The sequence below is a fragment of the Shewanella sp. 3_MG-2023 genome (assembly GCF_030548765.1).
In the GTDB taxonomy this organism is placed as follows: domain Bacteria; phylum Pseudomonadota; class Gammaproteobacteria; order Enterobacterales; family Shewanellaceae; genus Shewanella.
Genome location: NZ_JAUOSH010000027.1, coordinates 41,008 through 62,752, shown reverse-complemented (window position 1 = coordinate 62,752; position 21,745 = coordinate 41,008). Strand labels below are relative to the sequence as shown.

The following is a 21,745-nucleotide window of genomic DNA, read 5'->3' as shown; positions in this document are numbered from 1 at the left end:
AGATGTTGATTTGAATTAACCAGATAGCGCCGGTATCTATGAGCATTTTTCTAAAATAGGGTTAAGCGATGGTTATTGGTTATAGGTTGTTTTGAGCTAGACTTGTTTATAGGGTAATTGCCATTTAATTGCCCTATATTAGCTGCTGTAGAAAATGCTGCTTAGGTACAAAGGGGGCGTGAGATGAACAAAGAAGCACAACAGACACTGCCAAAGACCTGCTTTACGGCTTTATATCTGATGAGCTTAAAAGGGTATATCTCAGTAACTGTAGGCTTGAGTTTAATGCTTGGCATAAGCACTAATGCCCAAGGGGCTAATGCTCAAGACGCGAGTCCCCACAAGATTTCAGCTAGCATGCAAGCTTTTGATGGCTTGCCGCAACTGCGATATCTTACATCCGATCGTCATCATGGTCATTCACGTCATTCACGTCATTCAGGTTCATCAGTGCGCTGGGGCGTCGGTGTGGGGTGGAATAACGGTTGGCGTTACCCTTATTATAATCGGTGGGGAAATCGATGGAATAATGGCTGGGGCTATGGCTGGAATAATGGCATAGGCTGGAATAACGGCTGGCAAACGCCCTATCGCTATGATTACTATGATCGCCATTACCGCAGAAACTATGTGCAACCGCAGCAACATCAAGTGGTGTCTCCACCGAAACGATCCACCACCAGTATTGAATACGCCAGTGGCTTAACCCAGCTACCTGAAAATGCCCGCGCTATCCAAAGAGACGGCAGAACAATTTATCAGTGGCAAGGGCAAGAGTATTACTTTGACTGGTCATCACAACGCTATATGAGATTAGCCGCAGAAAAAGACTAATTGAGTGGCGCTGTTTCTACATAGGCTGAGAACGTTTATAACGTTTAAAGATAAAAAAGCCCTGATGGATCCTTCCATCAGGGCTTTTTGTGCATTGTCTACCGACAAAATGTATCGGCATTAAAACTGTTGTTGATGAAAACTTATTCATTCGCTCACTACGAAAACTGGGGAGAGAAGCAGTTGCTCATGTCCAAATAGTCGTCAACGGACTCAATAGGTTTGATAGTAGAAAGCAATTCCATGAAGTAAGGGGTATAGAATGTTTTCATAATCAATAGTCGCTGGGGACGACCATCAATCAAATCAAAGCTATTGGTTGTTAAATTAGTTAATACTCGTAATACATCTCCTAGTTTATGCTTTTTAATATTTCCCCTTATGACTTCCATTCATCAGGGTTACGCTGTTGCTTGCCTACGACATATTATTGTTATTATTCCTTGTTGCAGGTATTCAATTCAGTGACCATGCAAGCATGGGGGAGAGTGCTGTCACCTTGTTGAAACGGATAAATTAGCCATGTTGATAGAAGTATTACCTTGGGCGCTTAAGCCCTAATAAAACCTCTATTGCTCACTGCTGGGGAACAGTTAGCAACACATCAAATCTGCCTGAATCTATCTCCAATCACCCTAGTGACATCCTTACTTTAGGGTGGTTTACCTGCCTGTAGGCATACCTGCGACTTATAATTATTGTTAGCCTTGTTGCAGGTTTCAATTCAGTGATACTGCAATCATGGGGGGAATGCAGTCACTGAGCTTGAATAAAATTGACAAGCTTGATTGTTTAAAAGCCTTTATCGTCGGAATATTAGCTTCTTAATAAGTGCACTTGGGGTGGTGCGCTTATCGAATCAAACCTACCGGAATCGTTATAAAATCAATTCGTTTTGTCTTTACTGGCACTAATGACATCCTTTCATTAGCACCGGCCTTACACTGCCTTTTGGCATTCCTGCGACCTATTATTATTGTTAGTCCCTGTTGCAGGTTTCAATTCAGTGATACTGCAATCATGGGGGGAATGCAGTCACTGAGCTTGAATAAAATTGACAAGCTTGATTGTTTAAAAGCCTTTATCGTCGGAATATTAGCTTCTTAATAAGTGCACTTGGGGTGGTGCGCTTATCGAATCAAACCTGCCGGAACAGTCTTAAAATCCATTCGTTTCGTATTCACGGGCACCAATGACATCCTTTCATTAGCACCGGCCTTACACTGCCTTTTGGCATTCCTGCGACCTATTATTATTGTTAGTCCCTGTTGCAGGTTTTTAGCTTACATAGCTGCTTTATATCAGCTTTTTATGTAATAAAATTGACAAACCTGAGGGTGAACAGCTCTATATTTTACAATAGATTTGTCGCTAATTAATTGCCGATGGGGGCAGCGTTTAATTCAATCAAGTTTGTCGGAACTGTGTTAATCCCCACTAATTGCTATTAATCGATAACAGCTGCTGATTCAGCTGAGATAACTTAAGTTGTAAGTGAGCTATCTCTGACACTAAAGCGCTTTTCTGTTTAGCTTGTGTACGCTTGCGAGTGGTCACGCCCTCGGCATTAGTTTTTGATGTCATCGCGGTTTCTTTATTTTTAACCCATTGGTAAACCGTTTTTGCTGAGATGCAGTATTGCTTAGCAACATCAGAAATTAATCGATTATGTTGCTTCACTTCAGCGATCACTTGCTGCTGAAAGCTCTCGGGATAAAACTTTGTTTGTGCTGACATATTAGCTCCAAGCATTTAAAAGCGATTAACTTCGTCGGCTTAACGATAAGACTATTCTACTTCCCATAGGCTACAGCCTACATGCTTATAAAAGTGGCACTGATTACGACAAAGATTCAAACATGTGTGTAATAATTTCATTATCGACTCCTGCTGATATTCAAATTTATAAGGCTTAAATTTCTCCACTAAATTGGTCAAATTAAAAGCTACCTCTTTAGTGATACGTAACTCAATGGAATACTTGTGCCAATTATGAAATAAATATTTTACCCTTTTATTACAGTGACTTATTTTTTTAAAGTGTTAGCTCTAAAAAGTGGGCGTGAAACATCTTGGTGCAAAAGTACTATTTTGGTGCGAATTGGTTTTAATTGGTAAACAAAAGTAACCATTAAAACTCTATGGTTTTAAGGCACAAAAAAGCGGCAATAAATGCCGCTTTTTATGCTGATGAGAGAGGGGGTTTTACGGCGCTACATTAAGAAAATGGTCGCTAAGCCTAAAAAGGCGAATAAGCCAATCACATCGGTGACTGTGGTTAGTACCATACCGCCAGCCAATGCCGGATCGATATTGAGTTTTTTAAGTATGAGCGGAATACTGGCCCCCGCTAGTCCGGCAACGGTCATGTTAATGAGCATCGCGCCGCCAATGAGACCGCCCAGTGCCATATCACCTTTCCATAGCCACACTGCAAAGAAGACCAGTACCGACCACATGAGGCCATTAAGAAAACCAATGGCTAATTCTTTACCGATAAGCCAACGGGAGTTACTTTGGCCAATATGACCCAAGGCGATACCACGAATAACCAGAGCTAAGGTTTGATTGCCTGCCACACCGCCCATACTAGGGACAATAGTCATTAAAATCGCGATGGTGGCAAATTGCTCTAACGTGCCTTCAAACATATTACTTACTGATGCAGCAAGTAAGGCGGCAAACAAGTTAATGGTAAGCCATAGCGAGCGTCTGAAGGTGCTTTTCATTACGGGGCCAAAGGTATCTTCATCGTCATCCATACCCGCCATCCCCATCATTGAGTGTTCGGCGTCTTCACGAATAACATCGACCACATCATCAATGGTAATACGGCCTAATAATTTTTGCGCTTCATCTACCACTGGGGCCGAAATCCAGTCATGGCGTTCAAATAATTGCGCCACTTCATTATCAGGCATGTCCACAGGGATGCTTTCTAATTCAGGATCCATGATGCTGCGAATGGTTGAATTAGGATCACAAGTGAGTAGATCGGCAAGGCGCACCCCACCAAGCACATGATCGTTGCGATCAACCACATATAAGGTATCTGTGGTATCGGGTAAGTTGCCGCGCTGGCGCAAATAGCGTAATACCACATCAATATTAACGTCAGGACGCAAAGTGACCGTATCTGTATTCATGATACTGCCAGCGGTGTCATCAGGGTATGACAGTGCTTGTTCGACGCGATGGCGGTCTTGACTGCTCATGGATTGCAGTACTTTTTTATAAACAGCATCTGGCAAACTTCTTAAGATGTAAGCCAAGTCATCGGTATCCATCCCAGAGGTGGCTTGGGCTACTTTTTCTGGGGTCATAGCGCTGATGAGTGAATCTTTTAACTCTTCACCGAGTTCTTCTAGGATTTCACCCGCTTGCTCATGATCAATCAGTTGCCATAACACTTGACGAGTTTTCGGCGGTGATGATTCAAGAATTAATGCGACATCGGAGGCGGCCATGTCATGAAGCATATTTCTGACATGAACAAACATACCGCTACCTAATGCTTGTGTAAGCTGATTAAGACGTTGTTCGGTCAGTTCGCTGTCGATGACTTCAATACCCATTGGCTACTCCTGAAAAGACGATGATGAAATGTTAACTTAACTCACCGGAAAGAATGAAGAAATTTCTAATATCTGATGGCTTGATGCGCAATTCATAAATACGCTAATACTGCTTGGTGGTGTGTTGAGTATAGCTAATAAAATAATGGTAAAGGTGAGTCGCTGTGTTTCCTTGGAGATGTTACTGGGCGCAGGCGGTTAGCTTTCTTCGTCAAATTTATCGTTGATTAACTTGCATACGGCCTCAAGGGCTTTTTCTGCATCACGGCCTTGAGCTTCAACAGTAATGATTTTACCAATGCCACTTTCTAACATTAATAACCCCAATACACTGGCAGCACTGGCTTGTTTCTCACCTTGGATAAGGGTGATAGTTGCGTCAAACTCGGTAGCTAAAATTGCCAATTTAGTCGCCGCTCGCGCATGCAAGCCTAGCTTGTTACTGATGGTAATTTGCTTTGAATAGGCCACCGTTTTGGCTGGCGTTGTGGTTAGCTTATTCAATGCCAAGCTCTCTATGGCGGGCGCTGACTTTGTGCTTAGAGTTGTTGAAACGTTTAGCGAGCTGATCGGCAATATAAACCGAACGGTGCTGACCGCCAGTACAACCAATGGCAATGGTCAGGTAGCTGCGGTTATTACGCTCTAAATGTGGCATCCAAGTGTCAAAAAGGTTTTCAATTTGCCAGATAAACTTATTCACCAAAGGCTGTCGCTCTAAGAACTCTTGCACGGGCGCATCTAGGCCTGTGTAGGGCCTTAACTCAAGCTCCCAGTGCGGATTCGGTAAAAAGCGCACATCAAACATAAAGTCTGCTTCAGCCGGCATGCCATGCTTAAAGCCAAATGACTCAAAATGTACCACTAATTCTTTATCAACACTGCCTAGCAAGATTTGCCGAACATGATCGCTCAATTCGTAGATATTAGTTTGCGAGGTGTCGATATAGTGATCAACCATTTTGGCTATGGGTTCGAGTAACCGCCCCTCAAGCTTAATGGCTTCTTGTAACGAAATTTGATTCTTAGACAGTGGGTGTAATCGGCGGGTCTCACTAAAACGCTTCAGTAACACTTTATCGTTGGCGTTTAAAAAGAAACTGGTAATGCTGGTATCGTCAGACAGTAAAGCAATTTGCTCTTTGAGTACTTTGCCTTGCTCTTCGATATTACGCACATCGACGCTAATGGCGACAAGCTCGTTACTATCTTTAAGCTGTTCAAGCAGGCTGCCAATCAGTGGCAGTGGCAGGTTATCAACACAGTAATAACCTAAATCTTCAAGCACTCTCAGTGCGACTGATTTTCCTGAACCTGAACGTCCCGATACGATGACAAGTTTCATGCAGTAATAACCTGATAAAGTTCTGTAGCGTCATGACTCTTTCGAAGTCGTTTAAGTATCAATTTATCACTGAGTTTCTCTGCCATGCTAGATAATGTGCTTAGGTGTTGCTGGCACTGATCTGCAGGTACAAGAAGCGCAAATAAAATATCTACAGGTTGCTTGTCTATGGCATCAAAGGCGATTGGCTCTTCGCATTTGATTAAAATAGCAATGGGTTCTTCGATATTATCTAAGCGCCCATGTGGAATTGCTATGCCATTTCCTATACCTGTACTGCCCATTTTTTCACGCGCTATTAGACTTTCAAAAATAGCCTGTGAAGAAAGGGTTGGGTACTGGGCAGCCATTAAATTGCTGATTAATTCCAGTACCTTTTTCTTACTGCCCGGAGTGGCACAGGTAGTGCACGCCGGCTGCAGGATGGTACGAAGTTCCATCGTTAATGCTTAGTGAGTTTCTCTTTATGTTTAATTACCTGACGGTCTAGCTTATCTATCAGGGCGTCTATTGCCACATACATATCAGCGTTACGCGATACAGCAAACACTTCACCGCCTTTTAGGTGCAGTTTGGCTTCGGCAATCTGTTGTAGCTTTTGAACATCGAGCACAACGTGAACATTATTGATCTGTTCGAAGTGTCGTTCAAGCTTTGAAAATTTTGTTTGCACGTATTCCCGTAAAGATTGAGTTATTTCAATATGGTTTCCAGTCAGGTTAATTTGCATAGGTCATCCTCCAATAACAAAAGTTATAAGCTTTTGCGTTGGTTTGAGGGAGGGATGAGCATTGCCTCTCGATATTTGGCTATCGTACGTCGAGCAACGTTAATCCCTTGTTCAGCCAATAGTGTCGCCATTTTACTATCACTAAGAGGCTTTTTCGGGTTTTCTGCAGCTACGAGCTTTTTAATAAATGCGCGAATTGCTGTAGAAGAGCATTCTCCACCATCATCGGTACTTACATGGCTTGAGAAAAAATATTTAAGTTCAAAAAGTCCACGGGGGGTATGCATGTATTTTTGGGTCGTGACCCGTGAAATGGTCGACTCGTGCATTTCAACCGCTTCAGCAATATCATTGAGCACCATCGGCTTCATGGCTTCTTCACCGAACTCAAAGAAACCTTGCTGAAATTGTACGATACAGTTAGCCACTTTTAGTAAGGTTTCATTACGGCTATCGATGCTTTTGATAAACCATTTAGCTTCTTGTAAATGACCACGAATAAATTGGCTGTCAGCTTGGCTTGAACCGCCTTTGGCCATAGCTGCATATTGCTGATTAACGCCAATTTTAGGCATGTTATCGGGATTTAGCTCGACCACCCAGCGACCATTCTTTTTAAGTACAGTAACATCAGGAATGACGTACTCATCTTTAATGGGGGTAATTTGCAAGCCTGGACGTGGATTGAGCGTTTGAATAAATTCAATGGCTTCACGTAAATCATCTTCTTTAAGCTTGGTTTTACGCATCAGTAACCTAAAGTCACGACCGGCGATTAAATCAAGATGATCTTTAATCAGTAACTTAACATTATCTATGCAAGGAATTTCATTAGGGTATTGGCCTAATTGAATTAATAGACACTCACTTAAATCTCGCGCTGCAATGCCGACGGGATCGAAGTGTTGTACCCGTTTAAGTACAGCTTCAACTTCATCGAGTTCGATATCGTCAGTGCCTAAGGATTGCAAAATGTCTTCAACGCTCTGGGTGAGGTAACCGCGCTCATCAATGGCATCAATAATGGCGGTTGCAATCACTAAGTCATTTTCAGAAAAGGGAGTGAGGTTTTTTTGCCATTCAAGATGCTCATACAAGCCTTCACTGGTTTCGCCTTGAAACGGCATATCATTACCGCTCGATACTGCGCCAGAGCCAGAAGTCGGCGAGGCGGTATACACCTCATCCCATGTGGTATCCATAGGGAGTTCTTCAGGCATAGAATCTTTAGTGAGCGATTCAGTGGTATCAACCGTTGAGGTGTCTTTTTCTATGGTGACTTGGCTATTATCACTAAAATCGGTGTCAGTTTGCAGGGCGTTTTCTTTTACGGGCTCTTTGGCTTTAGTGAATTCGTCTTCAAGCTCTAATAGCGGGTTTGAATCAAGTGCTTGTTGAATTTCTTGCTGTAGCTCCAATGAGGAAAGTTGCAATAAGCGAATCGCTTGTTGCAACTGTGGGGTCATGGTTAAGTGTTGACCCATTTTGAGTTGGAGTGAGGCTTTCATGTACCGCTTGTCCCTAATTGAATTACATCATCGCGACGAACAGTGTGGGCGCTAGTTTATGATCCTAGAAAAATAGACTAGATTAAGGTTTGTTGTTGGCCGCGAATGCCATACTAAAAACTGAATAGTGCTAACTATAGCTTGAATTGTTCACCTAAGTATACCGACCTAACTTGCTGATTGACTAAGATCTCAGCAGGTGTTCCTTCAGCAATCAAGTTTCCGTGACTCACAATATATGCTCGCTCACACACATCAAGTGTTTCACGGACATTATGGTCGGTAATTAGCACCCCTAAACCACGGCTTTTAAGTTGTTGAATAATTTTCTTGATGTCGATTACTGAGATAGGATCTACCCCTGCAAAAGGTTCATCTAATAAAATAAACTTAGGATTTGCCGCTAATGCGCGTGCAATTTCAACTCGGCGACGCTCGCCTCCCGATAACGCCATACCTTGGCTATCACGGATATGAGTTATGTTAAATTCTTCTAATAAATGTTCCAGTTCTTCAATGCGCTGCTCATTTGATAAGCTTTTGCGAGTTTGAAGCACTGCCATTATATTATCGTGTACTGTGAGCTTACGAAAAATACTGGCTTCTTGAGGTAAGTAGCCAATGCCTTTTCGGGCGCGCAAATGCATTGGATCTGCGGTTAAATCATCTTCATCGATCAGAATGCGGCCCTTATCACTTTTGACTAGGCCTACGACCATATAAAAGGTGGTGGTTTTACCCGCGCCATTAGGGCCAAGTAAGCCAACAATTTGGCCGGTTTTTACCGTCAGGCTGACATCTTTTACTACCTGGCGACTTTTATAACTCTTAGCGAGATTTTCAGCGGTTAACGTAATTTGGGTCATTAGTCATTTTGCTCAGCTGCTGGGGCTGACAATGTCGCCTGCGCCTCAGCGTTAAGTGATTCAGTTACTTCGGGTGTTTCAGTTGAGTTCACAGCCTCTACAGCAGATAAATTGTTGTTTTCAATTATAGCTGGTGGCGTATCATCACCGGGTTTAGCGCTGTCTGGTAAATGTGGTTGCTCATCTTTTTTCTTTTCAGAATCAATCAAGTCTGGGTGACTTTCTGGTTGAAAAATAGTGATAACCCGATCTTCACCAGTACCGGTGCTTTCAGCAATTAACTGCTGCTTTTCAATGTTGTAGCTAATTAGGTTACCAGTAACCTGGCTGCCAGCTTGGTCCAATTTAGCATTACCCGTTAAGGTTAAAATGCTAGTGGCAAGCTCATATTTAATTTCATCGGCACTGGCAGTACCAATACGGCCATCATCTAACTCTTGGGAAAATGTCGCAGGGTTACCTGTGGCAACCATGGTTTTTTGGGTGCCGCTTTCGGTGCCAAATGCGCGTAATTCGTCGGCATTAATGTTAATCGACCCTTGAGTCACATTAACTGGGCCATAGAAGATGACCTGATTGTTTTTTATGTCAGCTTTTTGGCTCACAGCTGCGACTTTAAGCTCTTGCTGTAAATCGCCTTCTTTTGCATAGGCGCTGGCAATACTGACTACACTGAGTAGTGAGGCAATCAAAAGTTTACTTTGCTTCATACGTTCCTTCTACTTGACTTAAAAGTTCAAGTTCTTGAGCATTTAAATCAGCATACAGGCCTAAACCTTGTATATTAAAATCTGACCCAGTAACAAAAATTTGTCTATCTGAGGTCAAAATCATGGTGTTCATATCGAGTGCCAACATGGTGGTTGTCAAAGATTGTAATGGCTCGTCGATGTTTATTGCATCAATAATAACATTATTTTCTAAAACTACTTTGCCTGTTTCATTATTCAGCTTGCCTAAATCTGCGCTTAATTGCCATTCGGCTTCACCATTTTCAGGATAAATAAGGTAGACAGGCTCAGTAAACATGGTTTCATTACTTTGCTGAAAGTGCTCCATGTATTTCGCTGAGACTCGGCTTTGCACTAAACCTTGCTCATTAAATTCAGTGGTGCGTAAGTCATTGGCGATAAAATCAGGGCGAGCAGGGGCTGGCAATTTACTTGCCTCCATCTGACTACGTTTAACTTGTACTTGCCAATAAAGGACTAAGGCTGCGCCAAAAAATCCGATAATAGCGAAGGTCACTCGGCTCATATACTCATTCCGTGGGCATTTTCAAACTTATCTTGGCTAAGTAATAGCAAATCGGTGAGTTCACGTAATGCGCCATTTCCGCCGTTAATGGTGGTGGTCATATGGCAATGTTGTTTAACATAAGGATGGCCATCAGCCACACAAACTGCAAGGCCAACCTGTTTCATCACAGGTAAGTCAACCATGTCATCACCAATATAGGCGACTTCATCTGGGCTAACGCCATAGGTATCTAACAGGCTTTGGTAAGGCACTAGTTTATCATCAACACCTTGATAAATATGAGTGACACCTAAAGCGGTCATTCTATTTTCCACAATGGCAGATTTACGCCCGGTTATCACAGCAACATGAATATTACTGGTTAAAATAGAGCGAATGCCATAACCATCACGGGTATGAAATGCTTTTAACTCTTCCCCTGCATTACTTAAATAAATACGGCCATCGGAAAATACCCCATCGACATCGCAAATAAGCAGCTTAATTTTTTTGGCTTTTTGCCAAACATCATCAGAGATTGGGCCGTAAAAACCTTGGTGCAGTGTTTCGTGTAATGACATGTTAAATGACTCCAGCTTTAACCATATCGAGCATGTTAAGTGCGCCGACTGGGCGTTGGTTCTCGTCTACGACAATTAAACCGTTAATACTTTTTTCTTCCATAATCTGTAATGCTTGCGCGGCTAAAATACCTGGGCTGATGGTAATGCAGTTGGTTGTCATTACATCGGCAATAGCGGTAGTACGCAGGTTCACTTCAGCATCGATGACGCGGCGTAAATCACCGTCAGTAAAGATCCCGACTAGCTTGTCTGCATTATCGATCACTGCAGTCATACCTAAACCTTTATTTGAGATCTCATATAGGGTTTCAGTAATGCAGAGCTCACTTTTCACCTGTGGAATATCAGCGCCTTTGTGCATTACATCGCTGACTTTAAGTAATAGTTTACGACCTAAAGATCCACCAGGGTGGGATAGGGCGAAATCATCACGGGTAAAGCCTTTCGCTTGCAATAATGCTACGGCCAAGGCGTCACCCATCACCAAGGTTGCGGTAGTGCTTGATGTTGGTGCTAGCCCTAATGGGCAGGCCTCTTCAGGCACTTCAATACATAAATGCAGTTTAGATAGCTTGGCCATATTGGATTCTGGTTTACCCGTAATCGCGATTACCGGGACCCCCATGCGCTGTATAACGGGCATTAAGGTGAGAATTTCACTGGCTTCACCAGAATTTGATATGGCTAAAATAATATCATTTTTTGCCAGAGCGCCTAAGTCGCCATGGCTTGCTTCGCCAGGGTGAACAAAAAATGCAGGCGTGCCTGTGCTGGCGAGTGTGGCAGAAATCTTATTGCCAATGTGGCCAGATTTGCCCATGCCCATGACAATGACTTTGCCTTTACATTCTAAAATGAGTTCACAGGCTTGGCCAAACTCGTCTGAGTCTACATATTGATAAAGGTTATCTAATGCTGCCTTTTCAATATCAATGACTTGACGACCCCATTGGCGCAATTGTGTTTGTTCTGTCATATGTATCTCTCTATTGTCCAAAGCGATTTCGGGTTACGCTTTGGTGAGTCACACATCTTTATGCCCCATTATTGTGATTGAAATAAGACAACTTGGTACGCAATAAAGACGATTAATAAAAGGGCTCCATGCCAGCGAGTAAGCTGCTTTTTAGCGCCACTCGATAATACCAGTACTGCTAATGCGGTGCTGGTTGCTAGTACCATGTAAAAATCTCGACCGCTTGCATTTATGTCGATTTCACCTGGGGCAATCAGCCCTGGAATGGCCAGCACTGCTAAAATATTAAAAATGTTTGAGCCAACAATATTACCAATCGCGAGGTCGTCTTCTTTTTTTAGGACGCCAGCGATGCATGCTGCTAGTTCCGGTAAACTGGTGCCAATGGCAATAATGGTCAAGCCGATGACCAGATCTGACAAGCCAAATGTCTTGGCAATGCCTACCGCGCCCGTCACCATCCAGTCTGCCGAGAGTGGCAATAACACCATACCAACAATGATCCAGATAATAGCATGTAATGTGGGTACATTTTTAGGGATCTCTGCGTCAGACTCATCAGCTAGGACATCTTTTTTCTTATTTCGCATCGCGCTCCAAATGAAATAGCCCATCAAGGCGAAAAATGCGATTAATAATACCCCACCTTCAACACGGGTGAGCATGCCGTCGTGAATAAGGTAGCCAGCTAATACGGTTGCCGCAATCATGATTGGAATTTCACGCTTTAAGGTTTCTGAGCGAACTGAAATAGCCCCAAACAATGCGGTAACCCCTAATATCAAGGTGATGTTAGCCACGTTTGAGCCGAGCACGTTACCAATTGCAGTATCGCTCATGCCTTCCATTGATGCGGTGGCAGCAACCAGCATTTCTGGCGCTGAGCTGCCCATGGCCACAATGGTTAAACCGATTAACATTGGTGGCAGGCCTAAGTTTCTAGCAAAGGCGGCAGCTCCGTAAACAAAGCGATCTGCGCTCCAAACTAATGCGCCCAATCCGACGATGAGCATCATGATATTAAAAAGCATCTTGTTCCAATTATTTGAGTTATGGCGATATTTTTGTCAGATATTAACAAAAATCGTCGCTATTGCGAAAATTGTTAGGGATTGTAACGCATGGTGATTGATTTGTTGTAGGTTCTTACACAATTTCGTACACTTCAGCTCTACATCTCGTTCTCTAGGAAGGCTATTATTTCCTCTATAGATATGTCTACTCCAAGTTTAGAGCCCACTAGGTCAGCCCTTGTAGAAGTTAAGAACATGGGCTTTAGCCGAGGGACTAAGGTTATCTTTGATGATATCAGTCTCAGCATTCCAACTGGCAAAGTGACCGCCATTATGGGGCCAAGTGGCATAGGTAAAACCACCTTACTTAAACTTATCGGCGGTCAATTAACCCCTGATAGTGGTGAGGTGCTTTTTGCTGGGCAAAACATTCACCAACTGAAGCGGCAACAATTATTTGAGCAGCGAAAGCGCATGAGTATGTTGTTTCAAAGTGGGGCGCTTTTTACCGATATGAATGTGTTTGATAATGTGGCGTTTGCGCTGCGTGAGCACTCAGGGTTAGCTGAAACTATTATTCGTAAGATTGTGTTGATGAAGCTGCAAGCCGTGGGGCTGCGGGGCGCCGCTCTGATGATGCCCAATGAGTTATCCGGCGGCATGCAGCGCCGAGTTGCATTGGCGCGGGCGATAGCACTTGAGCCTGAAATGATTTTGTATGACGAGCCTTTCGCCGGTCAAGATCCTATTTCGATGGCGGTGCTGGTGAAATTGATTGGCGAATTATCTGAAACATTGAGGCTGACTTCGGTGGTCGTGTCCCACGATGTGGATGCGGTATTGAGTATTGCCGACTATGTTTATGTTATCGCCGAGAAAAAAGTAATCGCTTCAGGCACGCCTGCTGAATTACGGGCTTCAACCAATCCACAAATTGAGCAATTTATTCATGGAGCACCCGATGGGCCGGTGGCTTTTCATTATCCAGCTGAAGACTATCAACAGGAGATGTTAAGTGGACGTGATTAACTTTATCAGTAATATTGGCCGCTTTGCTTTGGATTTTATTTCAGGTCTAGGCCGAGCAGGGCTGATGTTATGGGGCGCTATTGCCCGTTGGCCGAATGTTAAAAAAGATATTGGCTTAATCACCAAGCAAGTTTATGTGTTGGGTGTTCGCTCCATGGTGATCATCATAGTCTCTGGCCTGTTCATCGGTATGGTGCTGGCATTACAAGCTTATACGGTACTGGCTGATTTTGGCACGGTCGAAAGCCTAGGGCCCATGGTGGCATTGAGCTTATTAAGAGAGCTTGGTCCTGTGGTTGCGGCATTACTTTTTGCCGGGCGCGCAGGCTCGGCATTAACCGCTGAAATTGGCTTAATGAAGTCAACCGAGCAGTTATCAAGCTTAGAGATGATGGCGGTTGACCCTTTACACCAAATCATAGCGCCACGTTTTTGGGCGGGGGTTATCACCCTGCCATTATTAGTGATGATGTTTTGTCTTGTTGGCATTATCGGCGGTCATTTAGTGGGAGTTGAATGGAAAGGCATTGATAGCGGCTCTTTTTGGTCAATTCTGCAAGCATCGGTTGAGTGGCGCCAAGATATTGTAAATTGTTTAATCAAAAGTGTGCTTTTTGGCGTAGTGGTAACCTGGATATCTTTATATCGTGGTTATGAAGTCATTCCCAACCCCGAAGGCATTAGCCGAGCGACCACATCCACTGTGGTTCAGGCGAGTTTAGCAGTGTTAGCGCTCGATTTTTTACTGACAGCGATTATGTTCGGCAATTGATGTTAACTGCTGAGTGTTAGCGGGAGGTAAGTTGGGTAAATTTTACATTCATTAATTAAAGTGGTTTAGTCGTATGTTGACACGGAAAATAGAGTTATTGGTTGGATTGTTCTTATTGTCAGGCTTAGTGGCATTTTGTGTGCTGGTATTTAATGTGGCCAATGTTGAGCTTAAGCCTAATCAGGCAACTTACAGTTTACACGCTGAATTTAGCAATATCGGTGGCTTAAAAGTACGCTCGCCAGTGAAAGTGGGCGGGGTGGTTGTCGGAAGGGTAACTGATATTCAGCTCGACCCCAAAAAGCTTGTACCGATAGTGAGCATCACTATGGATAAGCAATATGATCAATTTCCAGAGACCAGCAGCTTATCGATTTTAACTGCAGGTTTATTGGGTGAGCAGTTTTTGGGGTTAACCCCAGGCTTTATGGATGATGATATTGAGATGCTCGCTGATGGCGATAAAATTTATGACACGCGCTCAGCATTAGTACTGGAAGACTTAATCGGTCAGTTAATCTATAGCATGTCATCGGATGATAAGTAGGAGCGGTATATGAAGCAGTTTATTCGCGTTATGTTAAGTGTCTTTTTATGGTTAAGCATCAGCCAGCTTGGTGCTGCAGAGCTGACGACTGATGACATAGATACCCATGATCCGTTCAAGCTGGTGCAGCAAGTATCAGAGAAAACCTTTGCGCGTTTTGATAAAGACAAAGCCCTCATTGACAATGATTTAAGCTATTTAAAAGTTATCGTTCGCGAAGAGCTTATGCCCTATGTTGATTATAAATACGCCGCGTATAAAGTGATGGGGCAATACCTGCGTGACACGACTCCTGAACAACGTCAGCGGTTTGTGGATGCTTTTGAAGGTTATTTAGTGGCTACCTATGCCCAAGCCTTTACTGAGTACACTGGTCAGCAAGTACAGTTTTTCCCGGCTGCTGATTTTAGTAACGAGAAAATGATCGATGTCCGCGTCGAAATTATTGAAGATGGTCGCCCGCCCATTAAAGTGGTGTTTAAAGCCAGACGTCTAAAAGATGACAGCTGGAAAGCGTTTGATTTGGTGGCGGAAGGCGTGAGTTTACTGGCGTCAAAGCAATCAGAAATTTCCAATTTAATTCGCCAAAAAGGCGTCGATAAGGTCATCGACATGCTTTATGAGCGCACCAACCAAAATATTCGCTTAGATCAGGACGAGGGCAATGCTGCGTGATTGAATTTTCACAGCAAGGTGATATTTGTCACCTAAAAGGGCAATTAACTCAGGTTGAGGTCAGAGAATTGTGGCCAAATCAACAACAATTGTTTACTGATACGACTCAAGTGTTAGACTTGTCTGCTTTAGAGTATGTTGACAGTGCAGGCGTGGCCTTATTGCTTGAACTAATATGTTTAGGTCATTGTCATGGGGACAACACTCAGCCAAGGAGCTTGGCTAATCCGAGTAAGCATCTAAAAAAACTTATCGAGTTGTATGATTTAGAGTCCTTTTTCATAGAACAATAGCATTGAATTTAAGGTAGCACATTTCATGGATTGCAAAGTAATTGAGCAGATTTTATCAGAGGCGTTAACCCTAGATGAAGTACATGTGACTTCAGATGGTAGCCACTACAAAGTGGTTGCAGTTGGCGAAATGTTCGACGCTATGAGTAAAGTGAAGCAGCAGCAGACCATTTATGCACCACTGAATGAACATATTGCCAGTGGTGAGTTACATGCGCTTACTATCAAGACTTTTACGCCGACTCAGTGGAAGCGTGAAAAATTATTTAATATGTAAGCGTAATACTGAGTGTAGAGAATTAGTGTGGATAAATTAACAATACAAGCCAGCAAGCCCCTTGCCGGAGATGTGACCATCTCTGGCGCTAAGAATGCGGCTTTGCCGATCCTGTTTGCTGGTGTTTTAGCTGAAACTGACTTTAATATTTCGAATGTACCTAACCTTCGCGATGTAAAAACAACCTGTGAATTACTTCGCTGCCTTGGTGCTGATGTCACTGAGTTAGGCAATAGCCAATATCGGATCTCAACCACTAATCTCAAAGAGTTTTGTGCGCCATACGATTTGGTTAGAACCATGCGCGCCTCTATTTTGATTTTAGGGCCGTTACTGGCTCGATTTGGTACCGCTGATGTTTCATTGCCTGGTGGCTGCGCGATTGGCGCAAGACCTGTGAACTTGCATTTGCAAGGGCTAGAGCAAATGGGCGCTACTATTGAGGTAAAAGAAGGTTATATTAAAGCCAGAGTTGATGGCCGCTTAAAAGGCGCGCATATCTTTATGGATATGGTCAGCGTTGGTGCCACTGAAAACCTATTGATGGCTGCGACCTTAGCTGATGGTGAAACCATTATTGAAAATGCCGCTCGCGAACCTGAAATTAATGATTTAGCACATTGCTTAATTGCAATGGGCGCAAAAATTACCGGTGTTGGCAGCGCAACCTTGCGTATTCAAGGGGTTGAGAAACTCTCTGGTTGTAACCACAGAGTGATGCCTGATCGCATCGAAACCGGCTCATTTTTAGTGGCTGCAGCCGTGACGCGCGGAAAAATTCGCTGTCTAAGCGCTGATCCTTCAAGCCTAGAAGCAGTTCTGGCAAAACTTGAAGATGCTGGCGCGGTGATTAATACTGGCGACGATTGGATTGAACTTGATATGCAAGGCAAGCGCCCTAAAGCGGTTAATATTAAAACTGCGCCATATCCTGCTTTTCCGACGGACATGCAAGCGCAATTTTGTGTGTTAAACGCATTAGCTGAAGGCACCAGTCATGTGACTGAAACGATTTTTGAAAATCGTTTTATGCATGTACCTGAGTTAAGCCGTATGGGCGCTGAAATGGAGCTAGAGGGTAACACCTGCATCATTAATGGTATTGAGCGCATGAACGGTGCGCAAGTGATGGCGACAGATTTACGCGCTTCAGCGAGTTTAGTGATTGCAGGCCTTATGGCTGATGGTACGACAACCGTTGATCGTATATATCACTTAGATCGTGGTTATGAGCATATCGAAGAGAAGTTTAAAGCCATCGGCGGTGAAGTGGTTCGTATTGCATAAGCTGTAGATTGCTTAAGTTGTTTGCCAAAGCTTTATAGTAAAGAATAAAAAGTCAGTTACCTAAGGTAGCTGACTTTTTTATGATTAAATGGTTAAGTTGTAATTTGTGCTTAAGGTTCGACAGCCTTCTCACCAATAATCACTGGCACATCATAAGACTTACCTTCGCGGATGATGGTCATTGTGATGCTATCTCCGGGCGCTGTTTCAGCAATTCTATCCATCAGCATTTCAACCCCAGGAACACTCTCTTCTGCATAAGCGATAATCACATCTCTTGGACGCAGTTTCGCATCTGCCGCAGGCCCTTTGGGATCAACAGCGGTGACCAATACGCCTTTTAAATCCGGTAAGTTGAGGATTTGCGCCATAACAGGGCTTAACGGCTCGCCTGAAATCCCTAACGCGCCACGAATAACGCGGCCATTTTTAATCAACTTTCCCATAATGCTGTGAGCCAGTTTAATTGGGATGGCAAAGTTAATACCGTGCCCGCCACCTTCATCACCGATTTGAAATGCCGCAGTATTAATACCAATTAGTTCGCCAGTGGTGTCGATAAGTGCACCGCCAGAGTTACCGGCATTAATGGCTGCATCGGTTTGTAAGAAATCAAGATAGCCTGAACTTAAGCCGTTTCGGCCGGTTGCACTGATAATACCTTGGGTAATGGTTTGGCCTAAGTTGTAAGGGTTACCAATGGCAAGTACCACATCGCCCACTTGTGCAGGTTTGGATAAATTGATCGGCACGATAGGTAGATTATCGCCTTCAATTTTAAGGACCGCTAAATCGGTGACTGGATCTGAACCGACAACTTCTGAGGTAAATTTTCGGCCATCTTGTAGCGCGATAACAATTTCATCGGCTTTTTTAATTACATGGTAATTGGTTAAAATGTAGCCTTCTTTACTCATGATAACCCCAGAACCCAAGCCTTGAAGCGAGCTTGAATTTAATGGGCTATTTTGATCTAAACTAAGGCTATAAATATTGACCACAGCAGGGGCTGCTCGACGAACGGCTTTAGCAAAGGATAAGTCATTGTGGTGCTGGGTAGTGGTTAAGCCATTATTGAAATTACTGTTGTTGGTTATCGAAGTAACAAATATGAAAGCGGCCGCCATGACTAATCCAAATGCCACAGCTTTGGTCAAATATAAAATTGTGTCTTTGAAATTCATTGGCTGACTAAATTATGAAAAAGTACCCAAGATATTATCATGATTAAAAAAATTAAGCATCGTAACAGGGCTACGATGCTTATTGGGTAAAACAACAGGGTTTATTCGGTGCTGCTTTAACGCAGTACCAAGTAAAGCAGCTTATTGTCACGCAATATTTTCAATGCGACCGCGCCTTGCTGAGTCTTTAGCTGCTCTTTTAAGTCTTTAAGGCTTTTTACTTTACTGCGATTTAGCCCGACAATTAAATCGCCTTTCTCGAGTCCATTTCTGGCGGCTGGCGATCCTTGAGCCACTTCAGCAATTTCAATACCTTTACGGCTATTACTTAACTCAGCCCCTTCAAGCATTGGGTGTAATGCATCAGCACTGGTGCCTGAACTGCTATTTGACTCACCAAGGGTGACATTAATGGTTTCATTATCACCATCGCGAATGATGCCAATTTTAACTTTAGCACCAGCGCCCATAGTGGCGACCTTTGCTCGCAAGGCTTGGAAGTTTTTAATCTGCTTACCATTGACACTGACAATGATGTCACCCGCTTCTATACCTGCTTTGTCTGCGGCGCTATCAGGCATGACTTCACTAATAAAACCGCCATGCTGGGTTTCTAGACCAAATGCTTTGGCCAATTCGTTATCTAAGTCTCGGCCCATAACGCCAAGCACGCCACGTTTAACTTCACCATGCTCAATAATTTGATTAATTAGGTTGTTAACCATATTAGCCGGAATAGCAAAGCCAATACCGACGTTGCCACCACCGGGGGCCACAATGGCGGTATTAATACCGATTAACTCACCGTTAAGATTAACCAAGGCGCCGCCTGAGTTACCACTATTAATCGCGGCGTCAGTTTGGATAAAGTTCTCCAGCATTTCAATCCCTAAACCGCTACGGCCCAAGGCGCTAACAATACCTGAAGTCACGGTTTGCCCTAAACCAAATGGGTTACCAATGGCGATAGCAAAATCGCCGACACGGATATCATCAGAGTTGGTTTGTTTCACTTGGGTAAGGTTTTTCGCTTCTATTTGTAATAGCGCAATATCAGATTCAGGATCTGAGCCAATGAGTTTTGCGTCAATCTCACGGCCATCATGCAGACCAATTTTAATTTCATCAGCACCATTAATAACGTGGTTATTCGTGACGATGTAACCCTCTTTGGCGTTAATGATGACCCCTGATCCTAAGCCTCTAAAAGGGCGTTCACGCACTTGTTCTTGGGGGGCGTTAGGGCCAAAGAAATATCGAAACACATCGGGAATTTGTTGTTTAGAGGTTTGGGTGCCGCTGACTGCAACAGAGACGACAGCGGGAGTTGTTTTTTCTAGCATGGGAGCGAGGCTAGGTAGCGCTTGACCATTAACAGTTTGTGGAATTGCAGCTTGGGACAACGCCGGCATTAACGATAAAGAGGCGGATAATATCGCTGCTGAAACTAAGGTTAATTTGGGTTTCATTGTTTCTTGCTCCTTGAAAATTAATCTTTGCTTATACACATATTATGGGTGACTGGCGTAAATACAACTTCAGTTTAGCTGTATTGACTATATAACCTCGGAGTGTTCTAAGTTTCAATAAGTTCAGCCATCATTAACAAAGGTTAATTTTTATGTGGTTTACCGTTACGCCGGCTAAGGGGGATATGTTATGGTTGTGTGGAATTTTCAGCAGTATATAGAGAGTAGTCCCCGTGTCGCAGTTAAGCCCTTGGCAGCATTACCAGCAAGATTTAACCCGTGAAGGTTTCTCCCATGATTTAGCCCAAGAGCAAGCGGTAAAGTCATTGCAACGTGTTTATGAAGAACTTATCGCAGCCGATGTTCAGCAGTCCTCATTGAGTCGGCTTTTAGGTTCAATCGGCCTTAAAAAATCAGCCCCTAGCGTCAAAGGTTTATATTTATGGGGCGGAGTAGGTCGTGGTAAAACTTACTTGATGGATACTTTTTTTGATGCGCTGCCAACAGAGAAAAAACTGCGGGCCCACTTTCATCGCTTTATGCACCAGCTACACCATGACTTAGGCGAACTTGACGGTGTTCAGGACCCATTAATTACTATTGCTAACAAAATGGCGCAGCAATATAACATCATATGTTTCGATGAATTTTTTGTTTCTGACATTACCGATGCCATGTTATTGGGCACCTTGTTCCAACACTTATTTAAAGAAGGGGTCGCGTTAGTGGCCACCTCAAACATCATTCCCGATGACCTCTATAAAAATGGCTTACAGCGCGCAAGATTTTTACCCGCAATCGCCTTAATAAACCAAAACTGCGAAATCCTTAATGTGGATTCGGGTATTGATTATCGCTTACGAACCCTTGAGCAAGCTGAGATTTACCACTACCCACTGGATGAGCAGGCTGACACCAACTTGTTAAGCTATTTTGCCCAGCTTGCTCCAGAATCAGAAGTATTCACTGACGCCATTGAAATTGAAGGCCGTGAGGTGAATATTCGCCAGCAATCCCAAGGGGTGCTATTGGCCAACTTTAGAGACTTATGTGACGGCCCTCGATCCCAGCGCGACTATATGGAAGTGGCTCGTTTGTACCATACCGTTCTATTAAGTGGGCTTGAACAAATGGGCTCAGCCACAACCGGTGATGATATTGCTCGGCGATTTCTCGCGATGGTAGATGAATTTTATGAGCGTAATGTGAAGTTAATTATTTCTGCTGAAGTTTCATTAGAAGATATTTACACAGATGGTTTACTCAGTTTTGAGTTTAGACGCTGCCGCTCAAGATTGATTGAAATGCAATCACATGACTATTTAATGTTGGAGCATTTACCATAAATAGTTATTGAGGGATGAAATCAGCTAAAGCACCAGAGAAGTTTTTTAGAAAACTATCAGAAATTAGGTGATTTTTAACTCAGCTTTGTCTATAATCCGCCACCTGCCCTCGTTACTCCACCGAATTTGGGTGGACGATTTAAACCAATTTCAGCTCGAAGGGGCTTTGAAATGGTCATTGTGTTGTTTGCATTCC

At 43.4% G+C, this 21,745-nt stretch carries 24 protein-coding genes; 9 read left to right on the top strand and 15 right to left on the bottom strand.

The window, feature by feature from the left end:
• Window positions 1-183 precede the first annotated feature (183 nt).
• A complete protein-coding gene (locus tag Q4591_RS15260) occupies window positions 184-834 on the top strand; it encodes a hypothetical protein (protein ID WP_303413829.1) in 651 nt (216 codons plus the stop codon).
• A 1,437-nt stretch (window positions 835-2,271) separates the two neighbouring features.
• On the opposite strand, the gene Q4591_RS15255 is transcribed toward Q4591_RS15260, so the two are convergent.
• The 13 genes from Q4591_RS15255 to Q4591_RS15195 form a co-directional block, all read right to left on the bottom strand.
• The gene (locus Q4591_RS15255; protein ID WP_102440095.1) at window positions 2,272-2,571 is read right to left on the bottom strand and encodes a transposase; all 300 of its coding nucleotides are present in this window, start codon (window positions 2,569-2,571) and stop codon (window positions 2,272-2,274) included.
• Window positions 2,572-3,047: 476 nt separating this feature from the next.
• Window positions 3,048-4,409 carry a magnesium transporter gene (gene mgtE, locus Q4591_RS15250; RefSeq protein ID WP_102440096.1) on the bottom strand — a complete coding sequence of 454 codons (1,362 nt, stop codon included), beginning with the start codon at window positions 4,407-4,409 and terminating at the stop codon, window positions 3,048-3,050.
• Between the two features lie 198 nt (window positions 4,410-4,607).
• Window positions 4,608-4,880: an HPr family phosphocarrier protein gene (locus Q4591_RS15245; protein WP_102440123.1), complete on the bottom strand. Its 273-nt coding sequence runs from the start codon at window positions 4,878-4,880 to the stop codon at window positions 4,608-4,610.
• Window positions 4,881-4,905: 25 nt separating this feature from the next.
• A complete protein-coding gene (rapZ, locus tag Q4591_RS15240; protein ID WP_102475893.1) occupies window positions 4,906-5,754 on the bottom strand; it encodes an RNase adapter RapZ in 849 nt (282 codons plus the stop codon).
• Window positions 5,751-6,194, bottom strand: coding sequence for a PTS IIA-like nitrogen regulatory protein PtsN (ptsN, locus tag Q4591_RS15235; protein WP_102440098.1), 444 nt, complete (start codon window positions 6,192-6,194; stop codon window positions 5,751-5,753). Before ptsN ends, rapZ begins: the two co-directional genes overlap by 4 nt.
• Window positions 6,195-6,196: 2 nt before the next feature.
• The gene (hpf, locus tag Q4591_RS15230; RefSeq protein ID WP_076539186.1) at window positions 6,197-6,484 is read right to left on the bottom strand and encodes a ribosome hibernation promoting factor; all 288 of its coding nucleotides are present in this window, start codon (window positions 6,482-6,484) and stop codon (window positions 6,197-6,199) included.
• 23 nt (window positions 6,485-6,507) lie between these two features.
• Window positions 6,508-7,992 (bottom strand): RNA polymerase factor sigma-54, encoded by a 1,485-nt coding sequence (locus Q4591_RS15225; protein WP_102440099.1) that lies wholly within the window; start codon window positions 7,990-7,992, stop codon window positions 6,508-6,510.
• A gap of 134 nt (window positions 7,993-8,126) precedes the next feature.
• Window positions 8,127-8,858 carry an LPS export ABC transporter ATP-binding protein gene (gene lptB / locus Q4591_RS15220; RefSeq protein ID WP_076539182.1) on the bottom strand — a complete coding sequence of 244 codons (732 nt, stop codon included), beginning with the start codon at window positions 8,856-8,858 and terminating at the stop codon, window positions 8,127-8,129.
• Window positions 8,858-9,568, bottom strand: a complete 711-nt coding sequence (gene lptA, locus Q4591_RS15215; protein WP_102440100.1) for a lipopolysaccharide transport periplasmic protein LptA — start codon at window positions 9,566-9,568, stop codon at window positions 8,858-8,860. The genes lptB and lptA overlap by 1 nt, the downstream gene beginning before the upstream one ends.
• A complete protein-coding gene (gene lptC, locus Q4591_RS15210; RefSeq protein WP_303413838.1) occupies window positions 9,555-10,115 on the bottom strand; it encodes an LPS export ABC transporter periplasmic protein LptC in 561 nt (186 codons plus the stop codon). The genes lptA and lptC overlap by 14 nt, the downstream gene beginning before the upstream one ends.
• Entirely contained in the window at window positions 10,112-10,678 is a 567-nt protein-coding gene (gene kdsC / locus Q4591_RS15205; RefSeq protein ID WP_076539176.1) for a 3-deoxy-manno-octulosonate-8-phosphatase KdsC, read from the bottom strand. Before kdsC ends, lptC begins: the two co-directional genes overlap by 4 nt.
• Window position 10,679: 1 nt before the next feature.
• Window positions 10,680-11,657, bottom strand: a complete 978-nt coding sequence (locus tag Q4591_RS15200) for a KpsF/GutQ family sugar-phosphate isomerase (RefSeq protein ID WP_076539174.1) — start codon at window positions 11,655-11,657, stop codon at window positions 10,680-10,682.
• Between the two features lie 68 nt (window positions 11,658-11,725).
• The gene (locus Q4591_RS15195; protein ID WP_102440103.1) at window positions 11,726-12,688 is read right to left on the bottom strand and encodes a calcium/sodium antiporter; all 963 of its coding nucleotides are present in this window, start codon (window positions 12,686-12,688) and stop codon (window positions 11,726-11,728) included.
• A 183-nt stretch (window positions 12,689-12,871) separates the two neighbouring features.
• On the opposite strand from Q4591_RS15195, the gene Q4591_RS15190 reads away from it, so the two are divergent.
• The 7 genes from Q4591_RS15190 to murA all read left to right on the top strand — a co-directional run bounded on the left by Q4591_RS15190 (window position 12,872) and on the right by murA (window position 17,550).
• Window positions 12,872-13,699 carry an ATP-binding cassette domain-containing protein gene (locus Q4591_RS15190; protein ID WP_102440104.1) on the top strand — a complete coding sequence of 276 codons (828 nt, stop codon included), beginning with the start codon at window positions 12,872-12,874 and terminating at the stop codon, window positions 13,697-13,699.
• Window positions 13,686-14,471: a lipid asymmetry maintenance ABC transporter permease subunit MlaE gene (mlaE, locus tag Q4591_RS15185; RefSeq protein ID WP_102440105.1), complete on the top strand. Its 786-nt coding sequence runs from the start codon at window positions 13,686-13,688 to the stop codon at window positions 14,469-14,471. Before Q4591_RS15190 ends, mlaE begins: the two co-directional genes overlap by 14 nt.
• A gap of 73 nt (window positions 14,472-14,544) precedes the next feature.
• Window positions 14,545-15,018, top strand: coding sequence for an outer membrane lipid asymmetry maintenance protein MlaD (gene mlaD / locus Q4591_RS15180; RefSeq protein ID WP_102440106.1), 474 nt, complete (start codon window positions 14,545-14,547; stop codon window positions 15,016-15,018).
• Window positions 15,019-15,048: 30 nt separating this feature from the next.
• Window positions 15,049-15,693 (top strand): phospholipid-binding protein MlaC, encoded by a 645-nt coding sequence (locus tag Q4591_RS15175; RefSeq protein ID WP_241904092.1) that lies wholly within the window; start codon window positions 15,049-15,051, stop codon window positions 15,691-15,693.
• The gene (locus Q4591_RS15170; protein WP_076539162.1) at window positions 15,690-15,986 is read left to right on the top strand and encodes a lipid asymmetry maintenance protein MlaB; all 297 of its coding nucleotides are present in this window, start codon (window positions 15,690-15,692) and stop codon (window positions 15,984-15,986) included. The genes Q4591_RS15175 and Q4591_RS15170 overlap by 4 nt, the downstream gene beginning before the upstream one ends.
• A 25-nt stretch (window positions 15,987-16,011) precedes the next feature.
• A complete protein-coding gene (locus Q4591_RS15165; protein WP_076539160.1) occupies window positions 16,012-16,263 on the top strand; it encodes a BolA family protein in 252 nt (83 codons plus the stop codon).
• A 27-nt stretch (window positions 16,264-16,290) separates the two neighbouring features.
• A complete protein-coding gene (murA, locus tag Q4591_RS15160; RefSeq protein WP_102440108.1) occupies window positions 16,291-17,550 on the top strand; it encodes a UDP-N-acetylglucosamine 1-carboxyvinyltransferase in 1,260 nt (419 codons plus the stop codon).
• Window positions 17,551-17,660: 110 nt separating this feature from the next.
• Here murA and degS read toward each other — a convergent pair whose 3' ends face one another.
• On the bottom strand, window positions 17,661-18,734 hold the full coding sequence (degS, locus tag Q4591_RS15155) for an outer membrane-stress sensor serine endopeptidase DegS (protein WP_102440109.1): 1,074 nt from the start codon (window positions 18,732-18,734) through the stop codon (window positions 17,661-17,663).
• Between the two features lie 116 nt (window positions 18,735-18,850).
• Window positions 18,851-20,203 (bottom strand): DegQ family serine endoprotease, encoded by a 1,353-nt coding sequence (locus Q4591_RS15150; RefSeq protein WP_102440110.1) that lies wholly within the window; start codon window positions 20,201-20,203, stop codon window positions 18,851-18,853.
• 233 nt (window positions 20,204-20,436) lie between these two features.
• Between Q4591_RS15150 and zapE the strand changes: the two genes are divergently transcribed.
• Window positions 20,437-21,549, top strand: a complete 1,113-nt coding sequence (zapE, locus tag Q4591_RS15145) for a cell division protein ZapE (protein ID WP_102440111.1) — start codon at window positions 20,437-20,439, stop codon at window positions 21,547-21,549.
• Window positions 21,550-21,745: the final 196 nt, after the last annotated feature.